This window comes from Pseudomonas sp. H1_A03, assembly GCF_054685145.1.
In genome coordinates this window covers 4,539,223-4,562,317 of record NZ_CP162829.1, presented here as the reverse complement: position 1 = coordinate 4,562,317, position 23,095 = coordinate 4,539,223, and the positions used below count along the sequence as shown (strand labels likewise).

Annotated in this window: 22 protein-coding genes and 1 tRNA gene; 9 read left to right on the top strand and 14 right to left on the bottom strand. The window is 59.2% G+C overall.

Going from position 1 to position 23,095, the window contains the following annotated elements:
• Nucleotides 1-15 precede the first annotated feature (15 nt).
• The 6 genes from AB4O35_RS21295 to AB4O35_RS21270 all read right to left on the bottom strand — a co-directional run bounded on the left by AB4O35_RS21295 (nt 16) and on the right by AB4O35_RS21270 (nt 5,725).
• Complete coding sequence (locus tag AB4O35_RS21295; RefSeq protein ID WP_065872961.1) at nt 16-1,017, bottom strand: alpha/beta fold hydrolase; 1,002 nt, start codon at nt 1,015-1,017, stop codon at nt 16-18.
• A 45-nt stretch (nt 1,018-1,062) separates the two neighbouring features.
• On the bottom strand, nt 1,063-1,506 hold the full coding sequence (locus tag AB4O35_RS21290; RefSeq protein ID WP_065872962.1) for a YqaA family protein: 444 nt from the start codon (nt 1,504-1,506) through the stop codon (nt 1,063-1,065).
• On the bottom strand, nt 1,503-1,949 hold the full coding sequence (locus AB4O35_RS21285) for a DUF411 domain-containing protein (protein ID WP_065872963.1): 447 nt from the start codon (nt 1,947-1,949) through the stop codon (nt 1,503-1,505). The genes AB4O35_RS21290 and AB4O35_RS21285 overlap by 4 nt, the downstream gene beginning before the upstream one ends.
• Nucleotides 1,950-2,061: 112 nt before the next feature.
• Entirely contained in the window at nt 2,062-2,520 is a 459-nt protein-coding gene (locus tag AB4O35_RS21280) for an SRPBCC family protein (RefSeq protein ID WP_065872964.1), read from the bottom strand.
• Nucleotides 2,521-2,602: 82 nt separating this feature from the next.
• Nucleotides 2,603-4,597: a methyl-accepting chemotaxis protein gene (locus AB4O35_RS21275; protein ID WP_065872965.1), complete on the bottom strand. Its 1,995-nt coding sequence runs from the start codon at nt 4,595-4,597 to the stop codon at nt 2,603-2,605.
• Nucleotides 4,598-4,729: 132 nt separating this feature from the next.
• Nucleotides 4,730-5,725, bottom strand: a complete 996-nt coding sequence (locus tag AB4O35_RS21270) for an aldo/keto reductase (RefSeq protein ID WP_065872966.1) — start codon at nt 5,723-5,725, stop codon at nt 4,730-4,732.
• Nucleotides 5,726-5,843: 118 nt separating this feature from the next.
• Between AB4O35_RS21270 and AB4O35_RS21265 the strand changes: the two genes are divergently transcribed.
• Nucleotides 5,844-6,755, top strand: coding sequence for a LysR family transcriptional regulator (locus AB4O35_RS21265; protein WP_065872967.1), 912 nt, complete (start codon nt 5,844-5,846; stop codon nt 6,753-6,755).
• Nucleotides 6,756-6,858: 103 nt separating this feature from the next.
• The gene (locus tag AB4O35_RS21260) at nt 6,859-7,047 is read left to right on the top strand and encodes a hypothetical protein (protein WP_049713137.1); all 189 of its coding nucleotides are present in this window, start codon (nt 6,859-6,861) and stop codon (nt 7,045-7,047) included.
• A 15-nt stretch (nt 7,048-7,062) separates the two neighbouring features.
• Here the strand turns inward: AB4O35_RS21260 and AB4O35_RS21255 are convergent, their stop codons facing one another.
• Nucleotides 7,063-7,443, bottom strand: a complete 381-nt coding sequence (locus tag AB4O35_RS21255) for a fe2+ zn2+ uptake regulation protein (protein WP_065872968.1) — start codon at nt 7,441-7,443, stop codon at nt 7,063-7,065.
• 238 nt (nt 7,444-7,681) lie between these two features.
• Between AB4O35_RS21255 and pvdQ the strand changes: the two genes are divergently transcribed.
• The 3 genes from pvdQ to AB4O35_RS21240 all read left to right on the top strand — a co-directional run bounded on the left by pvdQ (nt 7,682) and on the right by AB4O35_RS21240 (nt 12,894).
• Nucleotides 7,682-9,967, top strand: a complete 2,286-nt coding sequence (pvdQ, locus tag AB4O35_RS21250; RefSeq protein WP_065945269.1) for a bifunctional acylase PvdQ — start codon at nt 7,682-7,684, stop codon at nt 9,965-9,967.
• Nucleotides 9,968-10,179: 212 nt separating this feature from the next.
• Nucleotides 10,180-10,253, top strand: a tRNA-Cys gene (locus tag AB4O35_RS21245).
• 985 nt (nt 10,254-11,238) lie between these two features.
• Nucleotides 11,239-12,894, top strand: a complete 1,656-nt coding sequence (locus AB4O35_RS21240) for a methyl-accepting chemotaxis protein (RefSeq protein WP_065880579.1) — start codon at nt 11,239-11,241, stop codon at nt 12,892-12,894.
• Nucleotides 12,895-14,108: 1,214 nt separating this feature from the next.
• Here the strand turns inward: AB4O35_RS21240 and AB4O35_RS21235 are convergent.
• The 6 genes from AB4O35_RS21235 to AB4O35_RS21210 all read right to left on the bottom strand — a co-directional run bounded on the left by AB4O35_RS21235 (nt 14,109) and on the right by AB4O35_RS21210 (nt 18,208).
• Nucleotides 14,109-14,372, bottom strand: a complete 264-nt coding sequence (locus AB4O35_RS21235; protein ID WP_065872973.1) for a hypothetical protein — start codon at nt 14,370-14,372, stop codon at nt 14,109-14,111.
• A gap of 153 nt (nt 14,373-14,525) precedes the next feature.
• On the bottom strand, nt 14,526-15,068 hold the full coding sequence (locus tag AB4O35_RS21230) for a hypothetical protein (RefSeq protein ID WP_139114569.1): 543 nt from the start codon (nt 15,066-15,068) through the stop codon (nt 14,526-14,528).
• Between the two features lie 198 nt (nt 15,069-15,266).
• Nucleotides 15,267-16,067, bottom strand: a complete 801-nt coding sequence (locus tag AB4O35_RS21225; RefSeq protein WP_083207048.1) for a S1 family peptidase — start codon at nt 16,065-16,067, stop codon at nt 15,267-15,269.
• Between the two features lie 144 nt (nt 16,068-16,211).
• Nucleotides 16,212-16,478, bottom strand: coding sequence for a hypothetical protein (locus tag AB4O35_RS21220; RefSeq protein ID WP_065872976.1), 267 nt, complete (start codon nt 16,476-16,478; stop codon nt 16,212-16,214).
• Nucleotides 16,479-16,589: 111 nt separating this feature from the next.
• Nucleotides 16,590-17,351, bottom strand: a complete 762-nt coding sequence (locus AB4O35_RS21215) for an SDR family oxidoreductase (protein WP_065872977.1) — start codon at nt 17,349-17,351, stop codon at nt 16,590-16,592.
• Nucleotides 17,352-17,380: 29 nt separating this feature from the next.
• Complete coding sequence (locus AB4O35_RS21210) at nt 17,381-18,208, bottom strand: DMT family transporter (protein WP_065872978.1); 828 nt, start codon at nt 18,206-18,208, stop codon at nt 17,381-17,383.
• 180 nt (nt 18,209-18,388) lie between these two features.
• On the opposite strand from AB4O35_RS21210, the gene AB4O35_RS21205 reads away from it, so the two are divergent.
• The 4 genes from AB4O35_RS21205 to AB4O35_RS21190 all read left to right on the top strand — a co-directional run bounded on the left by AB4O35_RS21205 (nt 18,389) and on the right by AB4O35_RS21190 (nt 21,705).
• The gene (locus AB4O35_RS21205; protein WP_175402973.1) at nt 18,389-18,535 is read left to right on the top strand and encodes a hypothetical protein; all 147 of its coding nucleotides are present in this window, start codon (nt 18,389-18,391) and stop codon (nt 18,533-18,535) included.
• A gap of 267 nt (nt 18,536-18,802) precedes the next feature.
• Complete coding sequence (locus AB4O35_RS21200) at nt 18,803-19,411, top strand: LysE family translocator (protein ID WP_065872979.1); 609 nt, start codon at nt 18,803-18,805, stop codon at nt 19,409-19,411.
• Between the two features lie 339 nt (nt 19,412-19,750).
• Nucleotides 19,751-20,731 carry a GlxA family transcriptional regulator gene (locus AB4O35_RS21195; RefSeq protein ID WP_065872980.1) on the top strand — a complete coding sequence of 327 codons (981 nt, stop codon included), beginning with the start codon at nt 19,751-19,753 and terminating at the stop codon, nt 20,729-20,731.
• 35 nt (nt 20,732-20,766) lie between these two features.
• The gene (locus AB4O35_RS21190) at nt 20,767-21,705 is read left to right on the top strand and encodes an ADP-ribosylglycohydrolase family protein (RefSeq protein WP_065945271.1); all 939 of its coding nucleotides are present in this window, start codon (nt 20,767-20,769) and stop codon (nt 21,703-21,705) included.
• 141 nt (nt 21,706-21,846) lie between these two features.
• On the opposite strand, the gene AB4O35_RS21185 is transcribed toward AB4O35_RS21190, so the two are convergent.
• Nucleotides 21,847-23,094 (bottom strand): NAD(P)/FAD-dependent oxidoreductase, encoded by a 1,248-nt coding sequence (locus AB4O35_RS21185; protein ID WP_065890934.1) that lies wholly within the window; start codon nt 23,092-23,094, stop codon nt 21,847-21,849.
• Between the last annotated feature and the right edge of the window lies 1 nt (nt 23,095).

Genomic DNA, 23,095 nt, shown 5'->3' with positions numbered 1-23,095 from the left:
TCGAAAAAGGTTGGATTAAAGCGCGTTCAGCCCCTGCAACAGCGCTTTGTGAAACTGGGCCGGTTCCTCCATCTGCGGTGCATGCCCCAAGCCTGGGAATTCCACCAGGGTTGCATGGGGAATCAACTTGGCCACTTGCTTGCCCAGCACGGCATAGTTGCCGAGCTTCGCCTTGACCGCTGGCGGTGCGACGTCTTTGCCAAGGGCGGTGTTGTCGGACGTGCCGATCAGCAGCAGCGTGGGCATTTGCAGGTTTTTGAACTCGTAGTACACCGGCTGGGTGAAGATCATGTCGTAAATCAGCGCCGAGTTCCACGCGACCAGCGTATGCCCCGGGCCGTTGCTCAGGCCTGCGTACATGTCCACCCAGCGCTCGTACTCCGGCTTCCAGCGCCCGACGTAATAGGTGGCCAGTTGATATTTGCGAATGCCTTCGGCGCTGACTTTCAGCTCGCGCTCATACCATTGGTCGACGGTGAGGGCGGGCACGCCCAAGGCCTTCCAGTCTTCCAGGCCAATCGGATTGACTAGCCCGAGCTGTTCGGTTTGCGCGGGGTACATCAGTGCATAACGCGTGGCAAGCATGCCGCCGGTGGAGTGGCCAATGAGCGTGGCTTTTTGAATGCCGAGCTTCTCCAGCAACTGGTGGGTGTTGGTTGCCAGTTGCTGGAAGCTGTATTGATAGTGATCGGGCTTGCTGGAGCTACAGAAGCCGATCTGGTCCGGCGCGATCACCCGGTAACCGGCGTCGCTCAGGGCTTTGATCGAGCCTTCCCATGTGGCGCCGCAGAAGTTCTTGCCGTGCATCAGCACCACGCTGCGGCCGTTGGCCTGCCCTTTGGCGGGCACGTCCATATAGCCCATTTGCAAGGCCTTGCCCTGGGATTCAAATTCGAAATGCTGAAGCGGGTAGGGGTATTCGAAGCCTTGCAGCTCGGGGCCGTAGGTCGCGGCGAACGCTGGGGCGGTAGTGGCCGCGAGCAGGCCGGCGATGCAAAAAGCGCGGGTCAGGGGCATTGGCAGGGCTCCGAAAAAGGGTGCTCGGATGCTGTTGCGAGGGGATTAAGTGGGGATTAACACCCACTGCAAGGTAATTGCCGCGAGCACGCCATAACGTACGCTTTTGGCCAGGGTCACCAGCAGCAGGAATCGCCACAGAGGCTCACGCATTACCCCGGCGACCAACGTCAGCGGGTCGCCAATGATCGGCACCCAGCTGAGCAACAGGGTCCAATGCCCCCATCGCGCGTAATGTTTGCGGGCTTTGTCCAACTGCCTGTCGCTGACCGGAAACCAGCGCCGTTCCTTAAAGTGCTCAACCCAGCGGCCGAGCCACCAGTTCACCACTGAACCCAGCACGTTGCCCAACGTGGCAACCCCCAGCAACAGCCATAGGCTGTAATGCCCGCTGAGCAGCAGGCCAACCAGAACGGCTTCCGATTGCAGTGGCAGTAAGGTCGCGGCGCCAAACGCCGCGAAGAATAATCCCAGGTAGCCCGCGATCATTGCGCCGGGTATTCAGCCACCACGACATCTTTACCCTCACGGGTCAGGCCGATGACTTGATAAGCCTCGCTGCGGCCTTCCACTTCCATACCCGGCGAGCCCATGGGCATGCCCGGTGCAGCAATGCCCAGCAGGTCATCACGTTTGCGCAAGGCCAGCACCTGTTCAGCGGGCACGTGGCCTTCGACGAATTTGCCGTCGATCACCGCGGTATGGCACGAGCCCAGGCGCGGTGCCACGCCCAAGCGTTGTTTGACGGCGCTCATATCGGCTTCCACGTGGTCGTTGACCTTGAATCCGTTGCTTTCCAGATGGCTGATCCACTTTTTGCAGCAGCCGCAGTTGGCGTCACGGTGCACGTCGATGGGGATCAGGTCGGCGGCCTGGACGAGGGTGGTGGTGAACAGGGCAGAGAGCAGGGCCAGGCGTAATGTGCTTTTCATAGGGGAGGCTCGCGTGCAGGCGTTAGCAATTGGGATGGCGGCGATCATGACGACGTCATCGCAGGCAAGCCAGCGCCCAAAGGTCAGCAGGCAGGGTGGGAATGTTTCAAAATTATACGAAGGGTGGATTTTCCATCCGACGCTTGAGCTGGCCGAGGGCTACCGCCGAGAGTTCGATCATGCGTTCATGCAACGTGGTCAGTTGCAATTCGGTTTCATACGTCAATACACGCTTGAACAGCGTCCCGCCTTGGTGGGGCAGCAGGAAATAGTGGATGGAGCCATCGACGGCCACGGAGGTGAAGACCGTCTTGAATTCGCCGGGGCGCCGGGCGATCTGTACGCGGTAACTCATCGGCACACGCACACCCAGCAAGTCGATGAATTCAGTGAAACGTGCGCCGGCAGGAAGGGAACCGGTAGTGCCGGTGTCGGCGCTGAGGGATGTGGGGTGCCATTCGTGCCAGCGATCCGGTTGGGTCACATAGTCGTAAACGGCTTCGATGGGAGCCTGGATAAAGCGTTCCTGACTGATCCGCTCCAAGCGGACCGACTGCTCGGCTGAGCGCATGGCACACCTCCTGTGTGGCGTCTTCGAGCTGTCAGAATAGTCCCACTCCCGCGCTTTGGCACGGGAGTGTTTCAACCATTTATCACCGCACTTTGAAGCGACCCATCAAGGCAATCACTCGGCCATTCGCATCCAGCAGGCTCTGGGTATTGGTTTCAGTGGCGTGGCCGCTCTGTACCAGCTCTTCGACCATTTGTCGGATCTGCACCATGCTGCGGTTGATCTCCTCGGTCACTGCGCTTTGCTGCTCGGCGGCCGTGGCGATCTGGGTGCTGAGGTTGTTGATATGGCTCACGGAACCTGCCATTTCGTCCAGGCCGGTGTTCACCCGCGCCGTGGCATCCGCCGCCGACTGACAGCTGGCCTGGGTGTTTTCCATGGCCGCTACCGAGGAACTGACGCCCGCGGTCAGGCGGGTGAGCATTTCGTTGATCTGCGAGGTGCTGGCCTGGGTGCGGGCGGCGAGGGCGCGGACTTCATCGGCGACCACCGCAAAACCACGGCCCTGCTCCCCGGCACGCGCCGCTTCAATCGCGGCGTTGAGGGCGAGCAGGTTGGTCTGGCCGGCAATTGCACCGATCACGCCGAGGGTTTCGGTGATGCGTGCGGCGTCCTGGCGCATGTTTTCCACGCTGTGGGTGGCGCTGGAGACTTCGCCGATCAAGGCGCTGACGCTGTTGGAGGCCTCACCCACCACCACGCGGGAACGGTCGGCGTGCTCATTGGCGCGCTGGGTGAACGCAGCGGTTTCGGCGGCGTTTTGCGCGACGGTGTCGGCGGTGGAGCTCATTTCGGTGATGGCGGTTACCGTCTGGTCGGTTTCCGAGGCGTGCCGCACCAGAATCTGATTGGTGTGCGCCGAGGTCCGCTGCAGTTGCTCAAGGCTCGACGACATGGCACCGGTGGCTTGGGTGACCTCGCCGATCATGTTCTGCAGGTAGACGATAAAGCGGTTCACCGAGTGACCAATGGCACCCAGTTCGTCTTCGGCGCGGATGGTGATGCGTCGTGTCAAGTCGGCATCGCCGGCGGACAGCGCGTCGATATTGGTTTTCAGCGACTTCATGCGCTGCACCAGTTGGCGGATCGCATACACCGCGAGCAGCACCAGCAGCAATACCATGGGGATTTGCAGCAGGGCCAGGGTGCCGAGCACGTCGTCGCGCTGGGCGGTAATCAGCGAAGTAGGCAGGGCGGTGGCAAGGAACCACGGCGTGCCGGCGATCGGGCGCATATAAAAGGTGCTGGCCACGCCCTGGTTGTCGAACTCGCTGCGTTGCAACGCCTGGTCGCGATGGGCCAGGGCCTTGCTGACCTGGGCGGCAAACGCCGAGGAGCCGCTGAGTTCGCTGATGTTTTTCAACACCACCGGGCTGCTGATGCGCGTGCTGTTGCTGATGATCTTGCCGTCGCCTTCGACGATCAGCATTTGCCCGCCGATGTCTTTTTCTTTGCTGGCCACCAAGTCATTGAAGAAACCCAGGGTCACGTCGATGGTGGCGACGCCATAAGGCACGCCGTCGCGCTGGATCGCCATGGCGCAGTTGGTGCGCGGCTCCTGGCTGGCGTCGTCCTTGTAGGCGGCGGCCCAGGCGCATTGGCCGCGCGGCGAGGCCAGGCCACCTTTGTACCAGCTCTGGTCGTAGTAGTTGGGCGCTGGGTCGCTGTTCCAGAACGTATTCACGGCCAGCTTGCCCGAGGCATCACGGTGCCAGAACGTGCTGTGCTTGTTGCGTCCAGGCGTGCGTTGATTGGGCAGCGGCCAGATCCCGCCGCCGAAGACTTTCAGCTCGCCATATTGGTCGACCAGGCCTGGGAGGACTTTGTCGATGGCATCGCTGTCGAGCAAAGGGATGGTCTGGGTGATGCTGCGTTGCTGGGACTGAACCTTGTTCAGCTCGCCCTGGATTTGCTCGGCGACCTCAGCGATGCGGTTGAGCACCACCTGTTCTTCGGTATGACGCAGCGTAGGCGCGACCAACTGGCCGATTCCCACCACGGTCAATACAAATAACACCAGGACGAACAGCACCAGGAACAGGGTATAGCGGGCTTGGATGGAGCGCAGTGGGGGCATGGGGTCGTCCTTACGAAGCGTTTATTGTCGACGCGGCTTTGTTAGAGCTTCGTAGGGCTATCGGCTTGGATAGGAGGAGCTTTAGGTACCATCGTGCAAGAAAAAGAGCGCCTTGTGAGGGCGCTCCTTTGATCAGATATCCAGCATGGCCATTACCGCCTCGGGGTAGCGCGAGCCGGCGGGTGCCTCGGCGGGGAAGATCGCTTCCAGGGCCGCCAATTCTGCCTGGCTGAGGTTGATTGAAACGGCCGCCGCATTTTCTTCCAGGTACTTGCGCTGCTTGGTGCCGGGAATCGGAATGATGTAATCGCCCTGCGCCAACACCCAGGCCAGCGCAAGTTGCCCGGCGCTGACACCTTTATCGGCTGCCAGCGCCTGCACTTGCTGCACCAGTTGCAGGTTTTTGCCGAAGTTTTCGCCTTGGAAACGCGGGTTGAAGCGACGGTAATCATCGGTGCCGAAATCATCCGGGCTTTTCAGCGCGCCCGTCAGGAAGCCACGGCCGAGCGGGCTGTAGGGGACAAATGCAATACCCAGACGCTGGCAGGTGGCGAGGCAACCGTTATGTTCCTGGTCGCGGCTCCACAACGAGTACTCGCTTTGCAGGGCACTGATCGGATGCACGTTATGAGCGCGTTCCAGGGTGGCGGCGGAGGCTTCGCTCAGGCCCAAGTAACGCACCTTGCCTTGTTGCACGAGCTCGGCCATCGCGCCGATGGTTTCTTCGATGGCGACATCCGGGTCGATACGGTGCTGGTAGTACAGGTCCAGGGTTTCTACACCCAGGCGCCGCAGGGTGCCGTTGATGGCTTCGCGGATGTACTCGGGGCGGCCATTGACGCCGCGCGACGTGGGGTTGGCCGGGTCGCGCAGGATGCCGAACTTGCTGGCCAGGAACACCTGCTCGCGTTTGCCGGCGATGGCTTGGCCGATCAGTTGTTCATTGGTGTGCGGGCCATAGATGTCAGCAGTGTCCAGGAAATTGATGCCCAGCTCCAACGCGCGGTGCAGGGTGGCGGTGGCTTCCCGGGTGTCGTTGCCAGGCGTGTAGAAATCGCTCATGCCCATACAGCCGAGGCCGATGGCGGAGACGAGTGGGCCGTTTGTACCGAGTGGACGGGTGTGCATGGGGTCAGCTCCTTAATGGGGAAGGGCTCCATTGTCACGCTCGACAAAATCGGGATAAACCGGCTAAAACTGCTATCACTGTTCGTATTATCTAAATAATCCACTGGGGAGCCGTCACTTGGACCGTTTCAACGCAATGCGTGTGTTCACACGGATCGTCGAGCTGCGCGGCTTTGCCAAGGCGGCCGACAGCCTGCAATTGCCACGCGCTTCGGTGACCATCCTGATCAAGCAATTGGAAGCACACCTGGGCGTGCAACTGTTGCAACGCACCACGCGGCAAGTCAGCCCTACGTTGGATGGCGCCGCGTACTACCAGCGCTGCGTACAACTGCTGACAGACCTGGAAGAAACCGAAGCGGTGTTTTCCACCCAGCGCCAGAACCCGCGCGGCACCCTGAGCGTGGATATGCCGTCGGGCATTGGCCGCTTGATCGTGATCCCCGCATTGCCGTCATTCACTGCGCGCTACCCGCAGATTGAACTGGAGATAGGCCTTAACGACCGCCCCGTGGACCTGATCCGCGAGGGCGTCGATTGCGTGCTGCGCGGCGGCCTGGCCCTGGACGAATCGCTGGTGGCGCGGCCTTTGGCGATGATGGATCAACTCACCCTGGCAAGTCCGGAGTACCTGGCGCGCAGGGGGGTTCCCACCTCATTCGAAGACCTGGTCGATCACCAGATGGTCGAGTACGTCTCCAGTGCCAGCGGCAAACGGTTCGGCCTGGAATTTGAGGTGGGCGGCGAATTGCAGACGGTCAACCTGCCAAAAGGCTTGGCGGTGAACAGTTCTGACGGCTACTTCGCTGCCTGCGAAGCCGGGTTCGGCTTGATCCAGGCGCCGCATTATCATGCGATGCGCCAGTTGGCCGAGGGCACGTTGCTGGAAGTATTGCCGCAGTTGGCTGTGCCGAAGATGGCCCTGACCGCGTTGTACCCACCACACCGCCAACTGTCCCAGCGCGTGCGGGTGTTTGTCGATTGGCTGGTTGAGCGCTGCGCGCAATCGGGCACCGGTTTGCAGCGCTAGGCATCGCCTGTAACATGTGCGCCTGTCGGACCCGCTCGCCATTATGTGCCTGGCAGATTCGGCTATTCACCGTAGCTACACTCTTCAGGTTCAGGAACCCGTCATGACACAAAAGCAACGTTTGAAATATTCGATTCTGATTGCCCTGGCCGTACTGGCGACGATGTTTGGCCTGTCCTACTTGCAGAACACTGGGGTTATCAGTGAGAAAACATTCCAGACCATCGCCATTGCCGTCGCAGTGGTCGTGGTGGTGATCAACGGTGTCATGCGCCGCAAGGTCAAGCTCTAAGCGCTAGGTCGTGCCTCAGGTGCGACCTTCGATCACCTTGGCAGCCTCTTCGTGGAGGCTGTAGCTTTTATCTGCATTGAGGGTGATCACGCCCTCGCTGCACAGGCGCTTGAGCACCTCGCGCACGCTGAGAAATGACAGCGGAATGCCCAGTTCCAGCAAATGGCTGTGCACACCGCGCACGCCGAGGCTGCGTCGGTTGTCGGCGGCGGTGAGCAGGGCGTCAATGACCTTCAGCCGGATCAGGCTGGTGCGCAACCCAAAACACTTGAGCAGGTGGCGAATACGCTGGTTGCCTTGCTGTTCCGGCGTTTTGCCGAACACTTGTGTACCGCTGCCAAAAGTGGTCTCGGCAGCCGGTGAATGTCCATCCGTGGGCACTTGCGAGTTGTACATGCAAAAACTCCTTATCAGAGCCTGATCAGGAAAAAAATGAGCGCTCTTGATTAATAAGACGAACGAGCGAGCGAAATCATGAAGTGCCGGATGTAGAAAATTCGTCGGTATCGGTTTTGTCACATTCGCACCGCCGTCAATAAACCTCGCCCCTTGCTAAATTATTCCCAGTGGTTTGCGTTCTTACGGTGGGGTTATTACCCCGCGTGAGGCGATTAAATCTGACTGTGGAGTCTGCGTGATTATTTCCAATGGGTTGTCCAGGGTATGTGTGGCCGGGGTGTTGCTGGGGTTGAGCCTGGCTGCGCTGGCGCGGGAGCAGGTGACGCAAGCGTCGGCGGATATCCGTCGTACCAGCTATGGCGTGCCGCACATACGCGCCAATGACGAGCGTGGCCTGGGCTTCGGCATTGGCTACGCCTACGCCCAGGACAACCTGTGCCTGCTGGCCAATGAAGTGGTCACGGTGAATGGCCAGCGCGCCAGTTTCTTTGGCCCCGAGCAGACGACCCTGGAAGAGCGCAACAACCTGGCCAGCGATGTGTTCTTTACCTGGCTGAATACGCCGGACGCCGTCGCCGCGTTCTGGAAAGCGCAGAGCCCACAGATCCAGCAGCGTATTGAAGGTTATGTGGCCGGCTACAACCGCTACCTGAAAGAGCAGGGCGCGCCGGCGCAGTGCCAGGCGGCGTGGGTACGGCCACTGGTGGCTGAAGACTTGGTCAAACTGACCCGTAGGCTATTGGTGGAAGGTGGTGTAGGCCAATTCGCCGAAGCCCTGGTCGGTGCTACACCTCCACAAGCAACGGCCAGTGCGCCGACCCGCGCCAAGGCGTTTGAACTGGCCGCCGTCAATCAACAGCGCTTCGCCTTCGATCGCGGCAGTAACGCGGTGGCGGTGGGGCGTGATCGCTCATTCAATAGGCGCGGCATGCTGCTGGCCAACCCGCACTTCCCGTGGGTGGGCGGCATGCGTTTTTATGAGATGCACCTGACCATCCCCGGCCAGCTGGATGTGATGGGCGCCGCGCTGCCGGGCTTGCCGGTGATCAATATCGGCTTCAATCAGCATGTGGCGTGGACCCATACGGTGGATACGTCCAAGCACTTCACCCTGTACCGCCTGACCCTGGACCCCAAGGATTCCACGCGCTACATGCTCGATGGCAAATCTGTTGCCCTGGATAAAACCACGGTGAACGTGCAGGTCAAACAAGCTGATGGCAGCCTCAAGAACCAGTCGCACACGGTCTATAGCTCGCAGTTCGGCCCAGTGGTGCAGTGGCCGGGCAAGCTCGATTGGGATAGGCAGTACGCGTTCAGTCTGCGCGACGCCAACCTGGGCAACGACCGCGTGCTGCAACAGTGGTATGCGATGAACCGCGCCAGCAGCCTTAATGAACTGAAAACCTCAGTGCGCACCCTGCAAGGTATCCCGTGGGTCAACACGGTGGCCGCCGATGACCAGGGCCAGAGCCTGTACATGAACCAGTCAGTGGTGCCCAACGTCAGCGCGGCCAAACTGGCGCAATGCAGTGACCCTCACGCCGCCCTGCAACTGATCATGCTCGACGGCGCCCGCAGCGCCTGCGCCTGGGACATCGACCCACGCGCGGCCCAGGCCGGCATCTTCCCGGCTGAACAGCTGCCGCAACTCGAGCGCAGCGACTACGTGCAGCATTCCAACGACTCGGCGTGGCTGGTCAACCCCAAGGCGCCACTCACCGGGTTCTCCCCGGTGATCAGCCAGGACCACATCGGCCTCGGCCCGCGCGCGCGCTTCGCGCTACAACGCCTGCAGTCCCTGAATAAACCGATCACTGTCACCGACCTGCAAAACATGGTGATGGACAACGAAGTGTACCTGGCGGGCCAAGTCATGCCCGACCTGCTCGCGTTCTGCGCCAAATACCTCGGCGCCGACGCCGCCGCGCTGCAACCGCTGTGCACCAGCCTGAAAAACTGGGACCAGCGCGCGAACCTCGACAGCGGCGTTGGCCTGGTGCACTTCATCAACCTGGTGCAACAGCTGCAGGAAATCCCCGACGCCTGGCGCGTCGCCTTCGACCCGGCCCAGCCTCTCACCACCCCACGTGGCCTGGCCATCGACCGCGCCCCCGTCGCCAAAGCCCTGCGCGAAGCGATGCTGACGTCCACCGCCGAGGTCGCCAAACTCGGCCTGAGCGCCAACAGCACATGGGGCGACATCCAAGTCTCCGGCCAAACCCCGGTCCATGGCGGCCCGCAAGAACTGGGGGTCTACAACGCCATGCAAACCGTACCCCGCGCCGACGGCAAACGCGAAGTCGTCAGCGGCACCAGCTACCTGCAAATCGTCACCTTCGACGACCAGGGGCCGCATGTCAGGGGCGTACTTGCGTTCTCCGAGTCCAGCAACCCAGCCTCCAAACACAGCAAGGACCAGACCCAAGCGTTCTCCCAGAAAAAACTCAGCCCGCTGCCCTTCACCGAAGCCCAAATCAAGGCCGACCCGCAGTACCAACAACTGCACATCAAGGAGTAGGGCAGGCACGCAACTCCTTGATGGCAATACGAAATATTTTTGAAATCAAGGGGTTGCACGCATTGGCAAATACGTACATAATGGCGCCCATCGAACGCAATGAGGCATTAAAAACCTCAATGTATTCAATGAGTTAGAGTAGAGGCAGGGTTCTTCAGCCCACTCAAGTTTTTATGCGGTGAGTGTTAGTCGTTGAGACACTGATCGTTTGAGGCCGAGTAGCAAAATGGTTATGCAGCGGATTGCAAATCCGCCTACGCCGGTTCGATTCCGACCTCGGCCTCCACTCTTAGAAACCCCGTAGATTAACGTCTACGGGGTTTTTTATTGCCTGCGATTTTGTCATCGCTTCCGCAATTTTTCGGATCACTTCCGCAACACTGCCATTTTTCGGGAAATTCAAGACGCTGTTATCGGTATGCCTTTCCTCGATTGGACGTGGGATTGTGCTCAAGACTAAGGAGCCTAAGCGTCCACTAAAGGCCAGAAGCGATCATCCGGCAATGCCTACTACATGCAATCGGCCATCGATTCCGGCAATCTCGGCGGTGTCGAATCCACCTAGGGGCCCAGGTGCGAACCGATGCCGCTAGGCAGGGAAACAGCACAGCTTCCCGATAGGTTAACTCGGCCGCGCAGAGTGCAAGGTGTCGCACCGGAGCACACGGCCGCCGCGCATCGCGTGCCATACGTTCTCCATCGTCTTGGCGCCGTTTTGGTACCGGCAATATCTACATGGCCATACAACCGGGGCGATAGGTCTATGGCATGCATTGTCGTTTAGCCATGACCTCGGCTTTCCGGAGAAGCCTGTTGTAGTAGGAATTTTCCTATCCAGTTCCCTATATCCCTACCACCTAGTAGGGATCTTCTGATGGTAGCGGCAGTGTCATTAGGCCATCCTTTCAATCCAGTCGTCGAGCTGCAGATTCATCGGTGATGACTGTCCGTATTAAGACGGGCAACGCCAACCCCAGCTTGGATGCAGCCAAGTGCTTGCTGGCGGTTACCTCTATTTCTGGCGCCTGCCAGAAACCGGATGTCACTGACCGTTCATCGGGATTAAATAATGTCATTACGACATCTCGCCCATATAGTTGTACAAGACTTGTACAAGATTCAGTACTTGTACAAGTTTCGGCTAGCCAGGAAATAACACCGCTACCCGTTGCTGTTGAACAAAAGAATACCTGCGCAGGATGCGGACCAAGGGCGAATAGATGCCCTTGCAGGTGCCTCTAATTGCTCCTCCCATGACGCAGGTACATCATATGCCATCGCACACTCCCCGGCTCTCGACACGGACCAGTCTCTATGCCGGCTATGCCAGCCTGCTCGCGTTTATGTTGCTGATCGCCGCTATCTCGCTTTACGCCCTGGCTAACAGCAATAAGGACTTTTTCCTCTACGTTAATGGCGTTGATGCACGCACCCGCCTAGCCAACACACTGAACGACGCCGCCGCCCAGCGCGCGATTGCCCTGCGTAACATCGCCTTGAACAGCAATGTCACCGCGAGAGAACAGCAGCGGGGCGCTATTGCCGTCAACGAACAAATGGTGGCCAGCAGCCTCGTCGCGCTACGCCAGGCAATTGATAACCATGATGATGTGTCGCCCAAAGAGCGTGAACTGCTTTCAACCTTCGAGCAGGTCGAGAGCCGCTACAAACCGGTAGCGCACAGCATTGCCGAACACCTGTTCAAGGGTGAAAACGATGAGGCTCTGCGCATGGTCAGCGAGCAGTGCACACCATTACTGGCCGAGCTGACACAGGCAATTGGCGAATACCTGCGCTACACCAACCAGAGGGCAGACCTGCAGGTCAGCGAAAATGACGAACGCTATCTGTCACAACGCAACCTTCTACTGGCCATTACTGCGCTGGCCGTCTTACTAGCAGCGGTACTGGGTTACGTCATCAGCCGCAACCTGCTGCGCGCGCTGGGTGCCGAACCGAGTGAACTCAACCAGCTCGCCCAACGGGTTGCCAACGGCGATTTGCGCGCTAGCGAGCGCACGATTGAGCCACCACAAGCCAGCATAATGGCCGCCCTGCTGAGCATGCAGGAGAACCTGCGGGACATGACCAAAGGCATAAACCTGTCCTCACAGACCGTGGCCGAATCCAGCCAGGAGCTTAGCCAATCGAGCCTGAGAAACGCCGAAAGCGTGGCCATGGCACAGTGCGAGGTCGAGCAGATCGTCACCGCCGTTCACCAAATGGCCGCCACCGTGCAGGATGTCGCGCGCAACGCCGAATCCGCCGCCAGTGCCGCCAGCGAGGCCGATAGCGCGGCCCTGTACAGCCAGCAGAAGGCCAAAGATGCCGTCAACATGATCGACGAACTGGCCGAGACAATCGAACAGTCCAACATGGCCATGGGCCGGCTGAAGAATGAAACCGGCAATATCGGTGGCGTGCTTGAAGTGATCAAGTCGGTCGCCGACCAGACCAACCTGCTGGCCCTCAATGCAGCCATCGAAGCTGCCCGTGCTGGCGAGGCCGGACGCGGCTTCGCGGTGGTAGCCGACGAGGTGCGCAGCCTGGCACAGCGTACCCAGAAGGCCACCTCAGAGATTGAGGGGCTGATTGCCAGTCTGCAGAAAATTGCCGACGAGACCTCGCAGCATATGCAACGCTGCAAGCGCTCCAGTGCGCAGTCGGTGGCCGGCGTTTCCGAGGCCGGTGACGCGGTAAGCACGATCGTAACCATGATCGAGCGGATCAATGGAATGAACCACCAAATCGCCGCTGCCGCAGAGCAGCAGAGTACCGTTGCCGAGCAGATCAGCCGGGGCATCGTGACCGTCAGCGAAAGCGCCGAGCAATCCGCTGCAGCCTTCCGCAGTGCTCAGAAGGAAAGCGAAGGACTGGCACGCACCAGCGTGACATTGCGAGAGAACATCTCGCGCTTTCAGCTCTAGGGTCTGTTGCCGTTTCATCGCGAGTCGCGTTGCTGCGAGAAGTGGCCCCCGGTTAGGCGCAGGACACAGGTAACGGTCCGAGTCCTGCAATAACATCGGGGGGCATTTTCCTCGCAGCGTTATGGGCTGAACCCAACTTCGCAATACCTGTAATTTTTGAACGTCTGCTTTTGGCCGTTTTCTACCTATCGTAAATTTCGTAGCACCGAATCATTTCGTAGGCTTAACAATTTCACCGACTCGCCGATAGACCTTCTTGGTCATTTCTTCTGTGGAGTGAGCTAGTAGGCGGCTCGCGTGAGTCAACGTTATCTCGCTAGCAGCGTTAGGCCGGATATCCTTGAATTGGAATTGCCGAATGCTAGCAGCCAGCGCGGGGTCACCCTCAGCCGCGGCTTTGATCGCCGCCTTCTCCCGTGCGTCGTCCCACCGGTTGCGCAACATCTGCTGTCTCATTCGAGTCCAGACGTATTGGTGATCAAGGTCGATATCCGAATACCTTTGATGACTTTGAAGGGGGAGGGTTTTCTGACAGGTAGCGATTTAGAAACGCTATGCTTCGGTTTTCAAGGAAGTGAGGAACATGGATGTCCAGCTCGTTTCACGCCTTCGGGTTTATCTTTCTTGCTAGTGGTGCAAGTCTTCTTCACCTATGGCTTATCTGCAGGGTGATGGTTAGCAGCCTCGGCGGATTTAAGAGAGCCTTGTTACTGGTGGCACTGTTACTTGCTCCGATATCTGCTCTTACAGCCGGGCACGGTTGGTGTGGAAAGCTCATCTTTCCAGAGGACATTGAGATCAGTTCAGACTAGGGTTTGCACGGGCGCAGGTCGGCGGGCATCGCGGACGTCGGCGAAGTTTAGGCTGGGCAGCCGGTCGTGAGTCACTCAGGTAAATCCGTTTCGCGGGAGTCCGGGGCATTTCCGGGCGGTGGGCGGATTGAGTTGAACTGCTGCTTCCTCCAGGTGCCGAAATAGCACCATCCAGAGGACATAGCAATGACTGAAGAAAAGAAGAAAGAACCTGAGCAACAAACTCCAGCGCACTCCACTGAGGAAGAACGGGAGCGCCTGAAGGACTTCAACAAAAACGGCATTCCGCCTGGCACTTGCTGAGTATTACGCGATCCGTGCCGGAAGCTCATCGGTGCGCCGGTGGAGCGGCACGACTGTCAGCGCTTAGGTCTACGCTGAAGACCGGGCGTAGGACAACCCTTATGGCGCTTCAGCTTCCACCTGTTTTGGCTGAGCTCGTACGTATGTGCCAAGCATCCAAAGGACACAGGTAATCAGGGCTGTAACCAAACCTACAGCCAGGCTGCCTATTGCCACGCCGATGTCATAGGCCGTCATGAGCCCCGTAAAAAATACCAGTACGGCACTTAAGCTTATTTTAGCCGTCACGATTCCAGATAAAATTGACGCGGCGAAAATCGGTATCGAGAGTGCAATGCGTATCCATTTACTTGCTTTGTTCACCGAGAACCTCCTTGTTGGGCTGAGTCGTTCGCTGCATGCTAAAGCCTACCCGCGACACATCCAATTTTGCAGCTTTTCCTGAATATGGTTTCACCAAAACCGCCCATGAGGCGGTTTTTTATTGCCTGTGATCGGGGGGCGCAATGTGCTCCTTTACGGAACAAGGCTATCGTCGAAGTCTTCCCGTTCGATGGTTGTGTAGGCCTGCTCGCGAATGCCGCCTTCGGAATAGGTGCAGAGTCGACTTGTTGCTTTCTTTCCCGGTAGACGCACGACGATGCCCTCGCTGAATTCGGGGTCGTTGGGTTCTCCTGGGGTAAAGTTTGTGCGCACCGTACGGTCGAAAACGGCGTAGGTTACGCCATGATTGGTGAAGCGCAGGTGTGCCTCGGCGCCACCTGAGTAGCCCGTAGAGCTGAGCCAGAAATGACCATTCGGTGGACTCAGCTTCTCGGGGTAGCTCAATTCAATTTTGCCGGGCGTACCAAATCGGTACTGCACATAGCCTGTTGTCGCTGAGAAGCCGGGCGATGCACACACCGAGATCATCTTCGGGCCGGAATCGCATCCGAATAATAGCGTTTCTTCCGTCGAACATAGAAAACGCTGCTCCGACGTCCCCGCGAGCGCGTCGAGCGCTATGGCACCCATCGTCAGGAAGCAAAGGCCTTTTAGCATCGTGACTTTAATTCCCATGAGGGTGTCCGTTTTATTCGATGGAAATTTATCAGCATTTGTTCTGTGCTGTCGCAAACGCAGGATTTGGGCGTACGCCTTCATGAGCCAACAGAGCTATTCACCCGGCGCCCGCCATCCCAAGGAAGTGTGTCGCAGTCAACAGGCCTGTGTAAACGTAATATCCCCACGCCTACACAGCCGCCGTAAATCATGCAATCAAGGCGATTCGCTCATTGTTTCACGAATAAAGTCAGCGATCTTCGGGTTGGACAAGCGTGCAATCAAGACGCCTTGACTGACGACGCCCAGTTGCACAAACCCTCTTTTGGGATGTTTGACGAATACAGGGCCACCGGAGTCGCCGCTGTCCGGTATCAAGCCGTCAGCCCCCACACAGAAGGTGTTTTGCAGGTTCACGTTTGGCGCGAGTGATGTGCACAGTGCGTCCGTCATTCTGGGCAAGCGTGCGCGCTGCAGATGGTCCGGATATACGTCGGGGGCTGGGCTGCGCGCCGTGTTTCCCCAGCCGAGGACGGTGGGGCGCTTGATGCGATCCTCAAGCCCTGCTTCGCGTGTCACCGGCGTGATGGACGGGATGTCGGTGATGTCGTGATCAAGTTTGAGCAGCGCGACATCAAGGGTCAGCGAGCGCAGGAATTCAGGGTGAACAGCGATTTGTTGTACGCCGACGGTATGGCCCTGCCGTGTATTGCTCAACAGGGTGCGCCCGAGGATCACCTCGACGTCACCCGGTTGCGTGTTAACCAGGCAATGGGCCGCGGTCAGTACCCATCGAGGTGCGACCAAGGCCGCGCCACAACCGTGACGCTCCAGCGACGTCGTGCCTGACGCTTTGAATTGGAGCGAAGCCATAAACGGGTAGCGCCCATCCTGCGCATCCGCGCCGCCCACGATGGCGAAAGCGGCTATTGGAACTGTCAGCAGGGCGACGACACAGGCTTTTCGCAGGAAGCGGGTTATCGGTTGTAATGCGGAGTAACAGCTACTGTCGAGCATGGCGACCTCTTCAAGGGCTATTGGGAAGAGGTCAAGTAGTCCACGGGCGATGACACCTGCAAAATGAGAAGAGGGCTAAAAAGTTGAGCGATGTTTCTGTGGTTGGATAGCGAAACGTGGACAGAGTCCCCGCACTGCTTATGATCACAGCTGAATCGGGCGATCGTCAGTCCTGACGATCCTCTTGTCTTTGGCCTCATTCGCATAGGCGCCAATTTTTTCCTGTTGCGCCGCCAGCAGCGTGCATATTTTCATCAGCGTCATGGCCTCATCCGGCGTCCTGCCGCTGGCCGCGATAGCGGTCAATTCGACCACCGACCAGCCAATAACCGCCGCCGCATCTTCCAGGTCGTAAAACAATTCCTGCTGGGCAGTCCTGGGCCCATCGAGCCCTTGTATCAGGTCGTCCATTCAGCCCTCCAACCGCTTCAGTTCAAAACCCAAGGCGTTCATCCCGATTTCGGTCAAGTCCGTGTGCTCGACGAGGTAGTGCGTCTTCCACGCCAAGCGTGTGTAAATGCGTCACTTGCCCCCAGTCACATCCAGAAACGTCCCAGTAATAAACGACGCCTCTGCACCGGCCAACCACAGCACGGCCCGCGCCACCTCTTCGGGTTCTCCTCCGCGGCCCATCGGGATACTGTCCTTGACGCGATCAACGCGCCCAGGTTCTCCGCCGCTGGCGTGCATTTCTGTGTAGATGTGCCCCGGACGTACGCAGTTGACGCGTATGCCTTCGCGCGCGACTTCCTTGGACAGCCCGATAGTGAACGTCTCCAGGGCGCCTTTTGACGCGGCGTAGTCCACATACTCATTCGGGCTGCCGAGCCGGGCGGCTCCCGAGGATACGTTGATCACGCTGCCGCCTTTGCCGTTGTGACGAAACGACATGCGTTTGACGGCTTGCTGCGCACACAGCATCGGGCCGATGGCATTGATCGCAAAGATGCGCTGAATGCGGGCGACGTCGAGGTCTTCGAAGCGCGATTGCAGCCCAATGATTGCGGCATTGTTGACCAGTACGTCGATGCGGCCAAACGTCTCGTCGATGGTGGCGAACAGTTGAGCGACTTGCTCCGGGTCTGCACTGTCGGCGCGTATGGCCAGGGCGCGTCGTCCTACTGCTTGTACGTCCGCCACTACGCCGAGTGCGGCGGCCTCGTTGTTGATGAAGCTGATGGCGACGTCGTAGCCCTGCGCCGCCGCGAGCCGCGCTGTTGCGGCGCCGACACCTCGGCTTCCGCCGGTGATCAGGATCAGGGGTGCTGAAGAGACGGTATCCATTTCTTGAACCTTTTATGAGTGGGGGAAGGTCAGCCAATAAGGATCGTGCCGGTGGCAATGACAACGCACGCCAGCACTTTACGGACAGTCAGTGACTCGCCCAGGAAGAAATAACCGATCAAGGCCGCAAACACCACACTGGTTTCGCGCAGGGCCGAGACGGCTCCCATGGGCGCTTCAGACATGGCAAAGATGACGATGCCGTAAGCCAGGAGCGAGACGAGCCCACCCATCAAGGCGGTGACGAAGCCCTGGCGTGGGGTGAACAGGCTGCGTGCGTCGCGCAGGCCGATGTAAACGAGCGGCATCAGTACGCCCCAAAGTGCACACATCCATGCGGTGTAGGCCAGGGGGCCGCCGGACAGCCTTGCGCCGATGCCATCTGTCACGCTGTAGGCCGCTATGAAAAATCCCGTGCCCAAGGCGTAGGGCAAACTGGGGACGGCCAGCTTGCGTTGCTTGAAGGCCAGCGAAATGATGCCGCCCGATACCAATGCGATGCCCAGCAGGGCACTCGTGCCTACGGCTTCACCCGCAAATGCCAAGGCGAACAGCGTAATCAGAATGGGTGAGGAACCACGGGCAATCGGGTAGGTTTGCCCGAGGTCGCCCATCTTGTAGCTGCGCACGAGGAACAGGTTATAACCCACGTGCAGGACGCCCGACAGGACCGCGTAAGGCCAACTCGCCGCGGCGGGTGATGGGAGACTCAGGGCAATGCCAGTACTGACGATGGCAACCGCCAGGCACATCACGGTCATTGACCACAGCCTGTCGTTGCCGGCGCGCAACAACGCGTTCCAGCTTGCGTGCAAGAGGGCGGCGAAGAGAACGAGTAACACAATCGGAAAAGGCATGCGCCATGTTAAGCAACACAGTGACCTGACGGAAGTCAGTTGTTACTCATGGCGTGACGGCACGTTGTACCGTCACGCATACAAACCTTACCATCAGGTTACACGATAGCCGTGACGCACTTCTCCTTGCACTGTCATATCAAACGAGAAGTTAATCTCGTCAAGTAAGAGAGTGATGTCATGAAGTTGAAGTATCTAACCAAGGCGGCTGTTGTCGTCGCGCTGTTGTCGAGCTTGTCGGGCTGCTGGATATTCATGCCGCCGGGTGGTGGCGGCGGTGGGCACGGTGGCGGGCATGGTCAGGGCGGTGGCCCAGGCCCGCGTTAAATCATCAGCGCCGCAGGCAAGTCATGAACAATGGCTTGCCTGTTTTTTTGCCTGCGATAAACCCCAGGCAAAGAAAAGCCCGCGTGGGGAGCGCGGGCTAAAAGGATGTTCATTAGGAGCTGGGTCCACCATAGAGCGTCATCTGTGAAAGGTTTGTGAAAGCGTTGGCAAAAAAGTGTATGCCTCAATCGTGCCGTGGCTGTACGGGGCAGGGGGCTCAATAACCCTCTACTGTCGCAGGCATACCCCCCGTTTGGATGCCGCATCATGTACATGTCTAGCAGTCTGTTGTCAGCGTTCGTGCTGTTCGCCTTTGTGTCTTCGATCACGCCAGGGCCCAATAACACCATGCTGCTCGCCTCGGGGGTGAATTTCGGGTTCCGCCGGTCGATGCCCCATGCGCTTGGGATCAGCATCGGTTTCATGGTGCTGGTGATCGCGGTGGGCCTTGGCTTGGGCGAGGTGTTCAAGGTGTTTCCATGGGCCTACACGCTGTTGCGCTACGTGGGCGCGGCGTACCTGCTGTACCTGGCGTGGAAAATCGCGACGGCGGGCGGCCTGTCCGACAGCAACGATGAGCAGGGCAAGCCCATGACCTTCCTCGGCGCGGCGGCGTTCCAGTGGGTGAACCCCAAGGCCTGGATCATGGCGCTCGGGGCCATCACCACCTATACGCCGGCTGAAGGCTATGTCACCAATGTGCTGGTGATTGCGCTGGTGTTCGCCGTGGTCAACTTGCCCAGCGTGTGCGTGTGGGTCGGGTGTGGCAGTGGCTTGCGCAGTGTATTGCGTGAGCCGCGCTGGCTAAGACTGTTCAACGGGTCGATGGCCGGTTTGCTGGTGCTGTCGCTGTACCCGATGCTGTTTGCCGGCTGAGTGTCAGACCGGCGAGATGGTCGCCAGCAAGCCAATGCCGATGGTCAACACCAAAAAGCCGAACAGGAAAAGTGCCATCTTGGCCATAAGGCCTCCGCAGAGTGGGTAGGGAATGGGGCCATTGTCCGCCTCACCCGCATTTCAATACAGGCGCAGATAGCAAAGAAAAAACCGTATCAGATGGCCCGACCCCTGTTCTGCCACGGGCTTTGAGCGTTTGCGGTTTTCTCAAGATCAGTGCCTGAGACAGCCAACGCGTTTCCCCCTAAGATGGCGCCCACTGCATCAACAATAAAAGTGGGCCAACCCTCGATGGAAAGACGTCAATTCAGCGGTGGCATGAAAGGCAAGAACCTGCGCTACCTCAATGAAACCCAGCAGCCAGCATCGGTGACTCGTGTCGGCTTCTTGCTGCTTGAGCACTTTTCCCTGCCTGCATTCACCCAGACCCTGGACACCCTCGTCACCGCCAACCTGCTACGTCCGGAACTATTCGCTTCGCGCACCTTCGGCTGGGACGATGGCGAAGTCAACAGCGACCTGGGCCTGGTGATCCGCCCCGACGCACGCCTCGACGTGGCGGCCCTGCAAGACCTGGAGTTGCTGGTGATCTGCGGCGGTTTTCGCACTGAACTCAAGGCGAGCGAAGACTTCATTCACCTGCTGCGCAACGCTGCCGAACACGGCGTCGGCCTCGCCGGCCTATGGAACGGCGCCTGGTTCCTCGGTCGCGCCGGCCTGCTGCAAGGCTATCGCTGCGCCATTCACCCCGAACATCGCCCGGCCTTGGCGGAAGTGTCCAAGGCTGCCCACGTCACCAGCGAACCTTACGTGATCGACCGCGACCGCCTCACCGCGTCAAGCCCCTCCGGCGCCTTCCATATGGCGCTGGACTGGATCAAGGGCTTGCACGACAAAGCCCTGGTCGAAGGTATCGAAGACATCCTGGCCTTCGAAGAATCCCGCTACCGGCGTATCAAACCCACCGAAAACGTCAGCGTCAGCGCGCCCCTGCGTGAAGTCGTAAAACTCATGGACGCCAACCTCGAAGAGCCCTTGGAACTCGACCAGTTGGCTGTCTACGCCGGCCGCTCCCGCCGCCAGCTTGAGCGGTTGTTCAAGGAACAACTGGGCACCACGCCGCAGCGTTACTACATGGAACTGCGTGTCACCGAAGCACGCCGGTTGCTGCAACACACCGAGCTGTCTCAGGTGGAGGTGCTGGTGGCGTGCGGGTTCGTCTCACCGAGCCATTTCAGCAAGTGCTATAGCTCGTATTTCGGATATCGCCCCTCCAAGGAGAAGCGGTTGGTCAAGTAGAGTTATGCCTGACTCATTTTTTTCAAGGAAGACCTATGCCTCTTACACGTTTGGATCGTTATCGCGGCAGCTTATTGGGCCTGGCGTGCGGTGATGCAGTGGGCACTACCGTTGAATTCATGCCACGCGGCACATTCACGCCGCTCACCGATATGGTGGGGGGCGGGCCGTTCACCCTGAAGCCGGGGCAATGGACTGACGACACCTCAATGGCGTTGTGTTTGGCGGAAAGCTTGGTGCGTAAAGGTGGGTTTGATCCCGCCGACCAGATGGGCCGGTATTTGAACTGGTGGAAGTGGGGCTACTTGAGCTCCACGGGTGATTGTTTTGATATCGGCATGACCGTGCGTTCGGCACTGGCGGCTTTTGAGGCGCACGGTGATCCGTTTGCAGGATCTACTGACCCTTTTTCCGCGGGAAACGGTTCAATGATGCGTCTCGCGCCGATCGTGCTGTTTTACTTTCCAGACCTTCGGCGCGTCGACGATTTTTCCCGTCAAAGTTCCCGTACGACCCATGGCGCCCAAGAGGCAATCGAGTGCTGCGTGGTACTCGCGCGGGCAACCAGTAACGCCTTGAATGGGGTGCCAAAGGAACAGCTAGCGACCGTCTCAAGCGCCGGTCTTTCTGCGCCAAAGGTTGTGGCAATTGCCCAAGGCGAGTATCGCAACAAAACTCGGGAGCAGGTCACCGGTTCCGGTTACGCCGTGGCGTCGCTGGAGGCTGCGCTTTGGTGCGTACTGAACACAGACAATTTCGCAGACGCTGTGTTGGCAGCCGCGAACCTGGGCGATGACGCCGACACCACCGCTGCCATCGTCGGCCAATTGGCCGGCGCGCATTATGGGGTGCAAGGTATTCCGGCGGGATGGCTGGAAAAGCTCTGGATGCGGGAGGATATTCAGGAAATGGCTGATGCCTTGTTCAAGGTTTCTACTGAACAACGCGCCAATCAAACGGACACGTATCTATAGATACACACGTTTAAATGTCTGCGGGCTTGCTCGCGAATGCGGTGTATCAGTCACAGCGTCAATCACTGACCCACCGCATTCGCGAGCAAGCCCACATTTGCACTGCTTACACTCCATGAATTGTTGTCGGCAATTGATTTTTTAGAATCGGTCCAGGCGATAAGCCTCCAGTGCCGGTGCTGCCGCTCCTCGATTCGCGCTCGCCAACTCCCCAACCAACTCCGCCGTCACCGCCGCCTGCGTCAACCCCAAATGCTGATGCCCAAACGCAAGCAGCACTTTCCCGTCGCACACCCGGTCAATCACCGGCAGCGAATCCGGCAACGACGGCCGGAACCCCATCCACGGCGTTGCACCTTCCGCACTCAGGTCCTGCCTGAACAACCCTTTGCTCAACCGATGCAACTGCCAGGCGCGCGCCATATTCGCCGGGCGGTCGAGGCCGGCAAATTCCACGGTGCCGGCCAGTCGCAGGCCGTCGGCCATAGGCGTCATGATGAATTTGCGTTCCAAGGAGGTGACGGCAAACGGCAGGCGCTGCTGTTCGTGGGGCAGCATGAGGTGATAGCCGCGCTCCGTGTCCAGCGGGACTTTTTTACCGGTCAGTGCAGCGGTGAGTTTGGCTGAGTGGGCACCGCAGGCGACCAGCACCTGCCGTGCGGCGAGCGGGCCTTGGTCGGTGGTGAGTGAGACGCCGTGTTCTTCCAAACGTCCATCCAGCACCTGGCACTTCAGGAATTGCACGCCACTGGCCTTGGCTGCCTGGACCAGCTCGCACACCACTTGGTAGGGGTCCAGGAAGTGCCCGGTGCTGGGGAAAAACAGCCCGCCTCGGATGTTGTCGCTCAATTGCGGTGCAGCCTGGCGTATCGCGTCGCCGGACCAGAACGCGACGGGCACCTGTTGCGCGTGCATACGCTGTTGCAAGGCATCCAGGGCGTCCCGTGAGTCCGCCCGTTCAAACACCAGCAGCGAGCCCTCTTCACGCAACAACTCCGGGCGCCCGATGCTATGCAGCAGGCGCTGCCAGGCGCCCAGGCTGCCCTCGTTGAGCACGCGGATACCCGCGACCGTGCGCTGATAGCTGGCCGGGCGCAGGTTCAATAACAGGCGCAGGAACCAGGGCAGGGCGCGCGGCAGGTATTTCCAATCCAGGCGCAGCGGGCCCATGGGGTCGAGCAGCATGCCGGGCAAGCGTTTGAGGATCGACAGGTCGGCAATCGGAAACACCTGTTCGGTCGCCAGGTGCCCGGCGTTGCCATAGGAAGCACCCATGCCGGGTTCCTGCTGGTCGACCACCACCACGTGCCGGCCCTGACGCGCCAGTTGCAGTGCACAGGCGACGCCGATAATGCCGGCGCCGACCACTACGATATCGGGATCGGACATG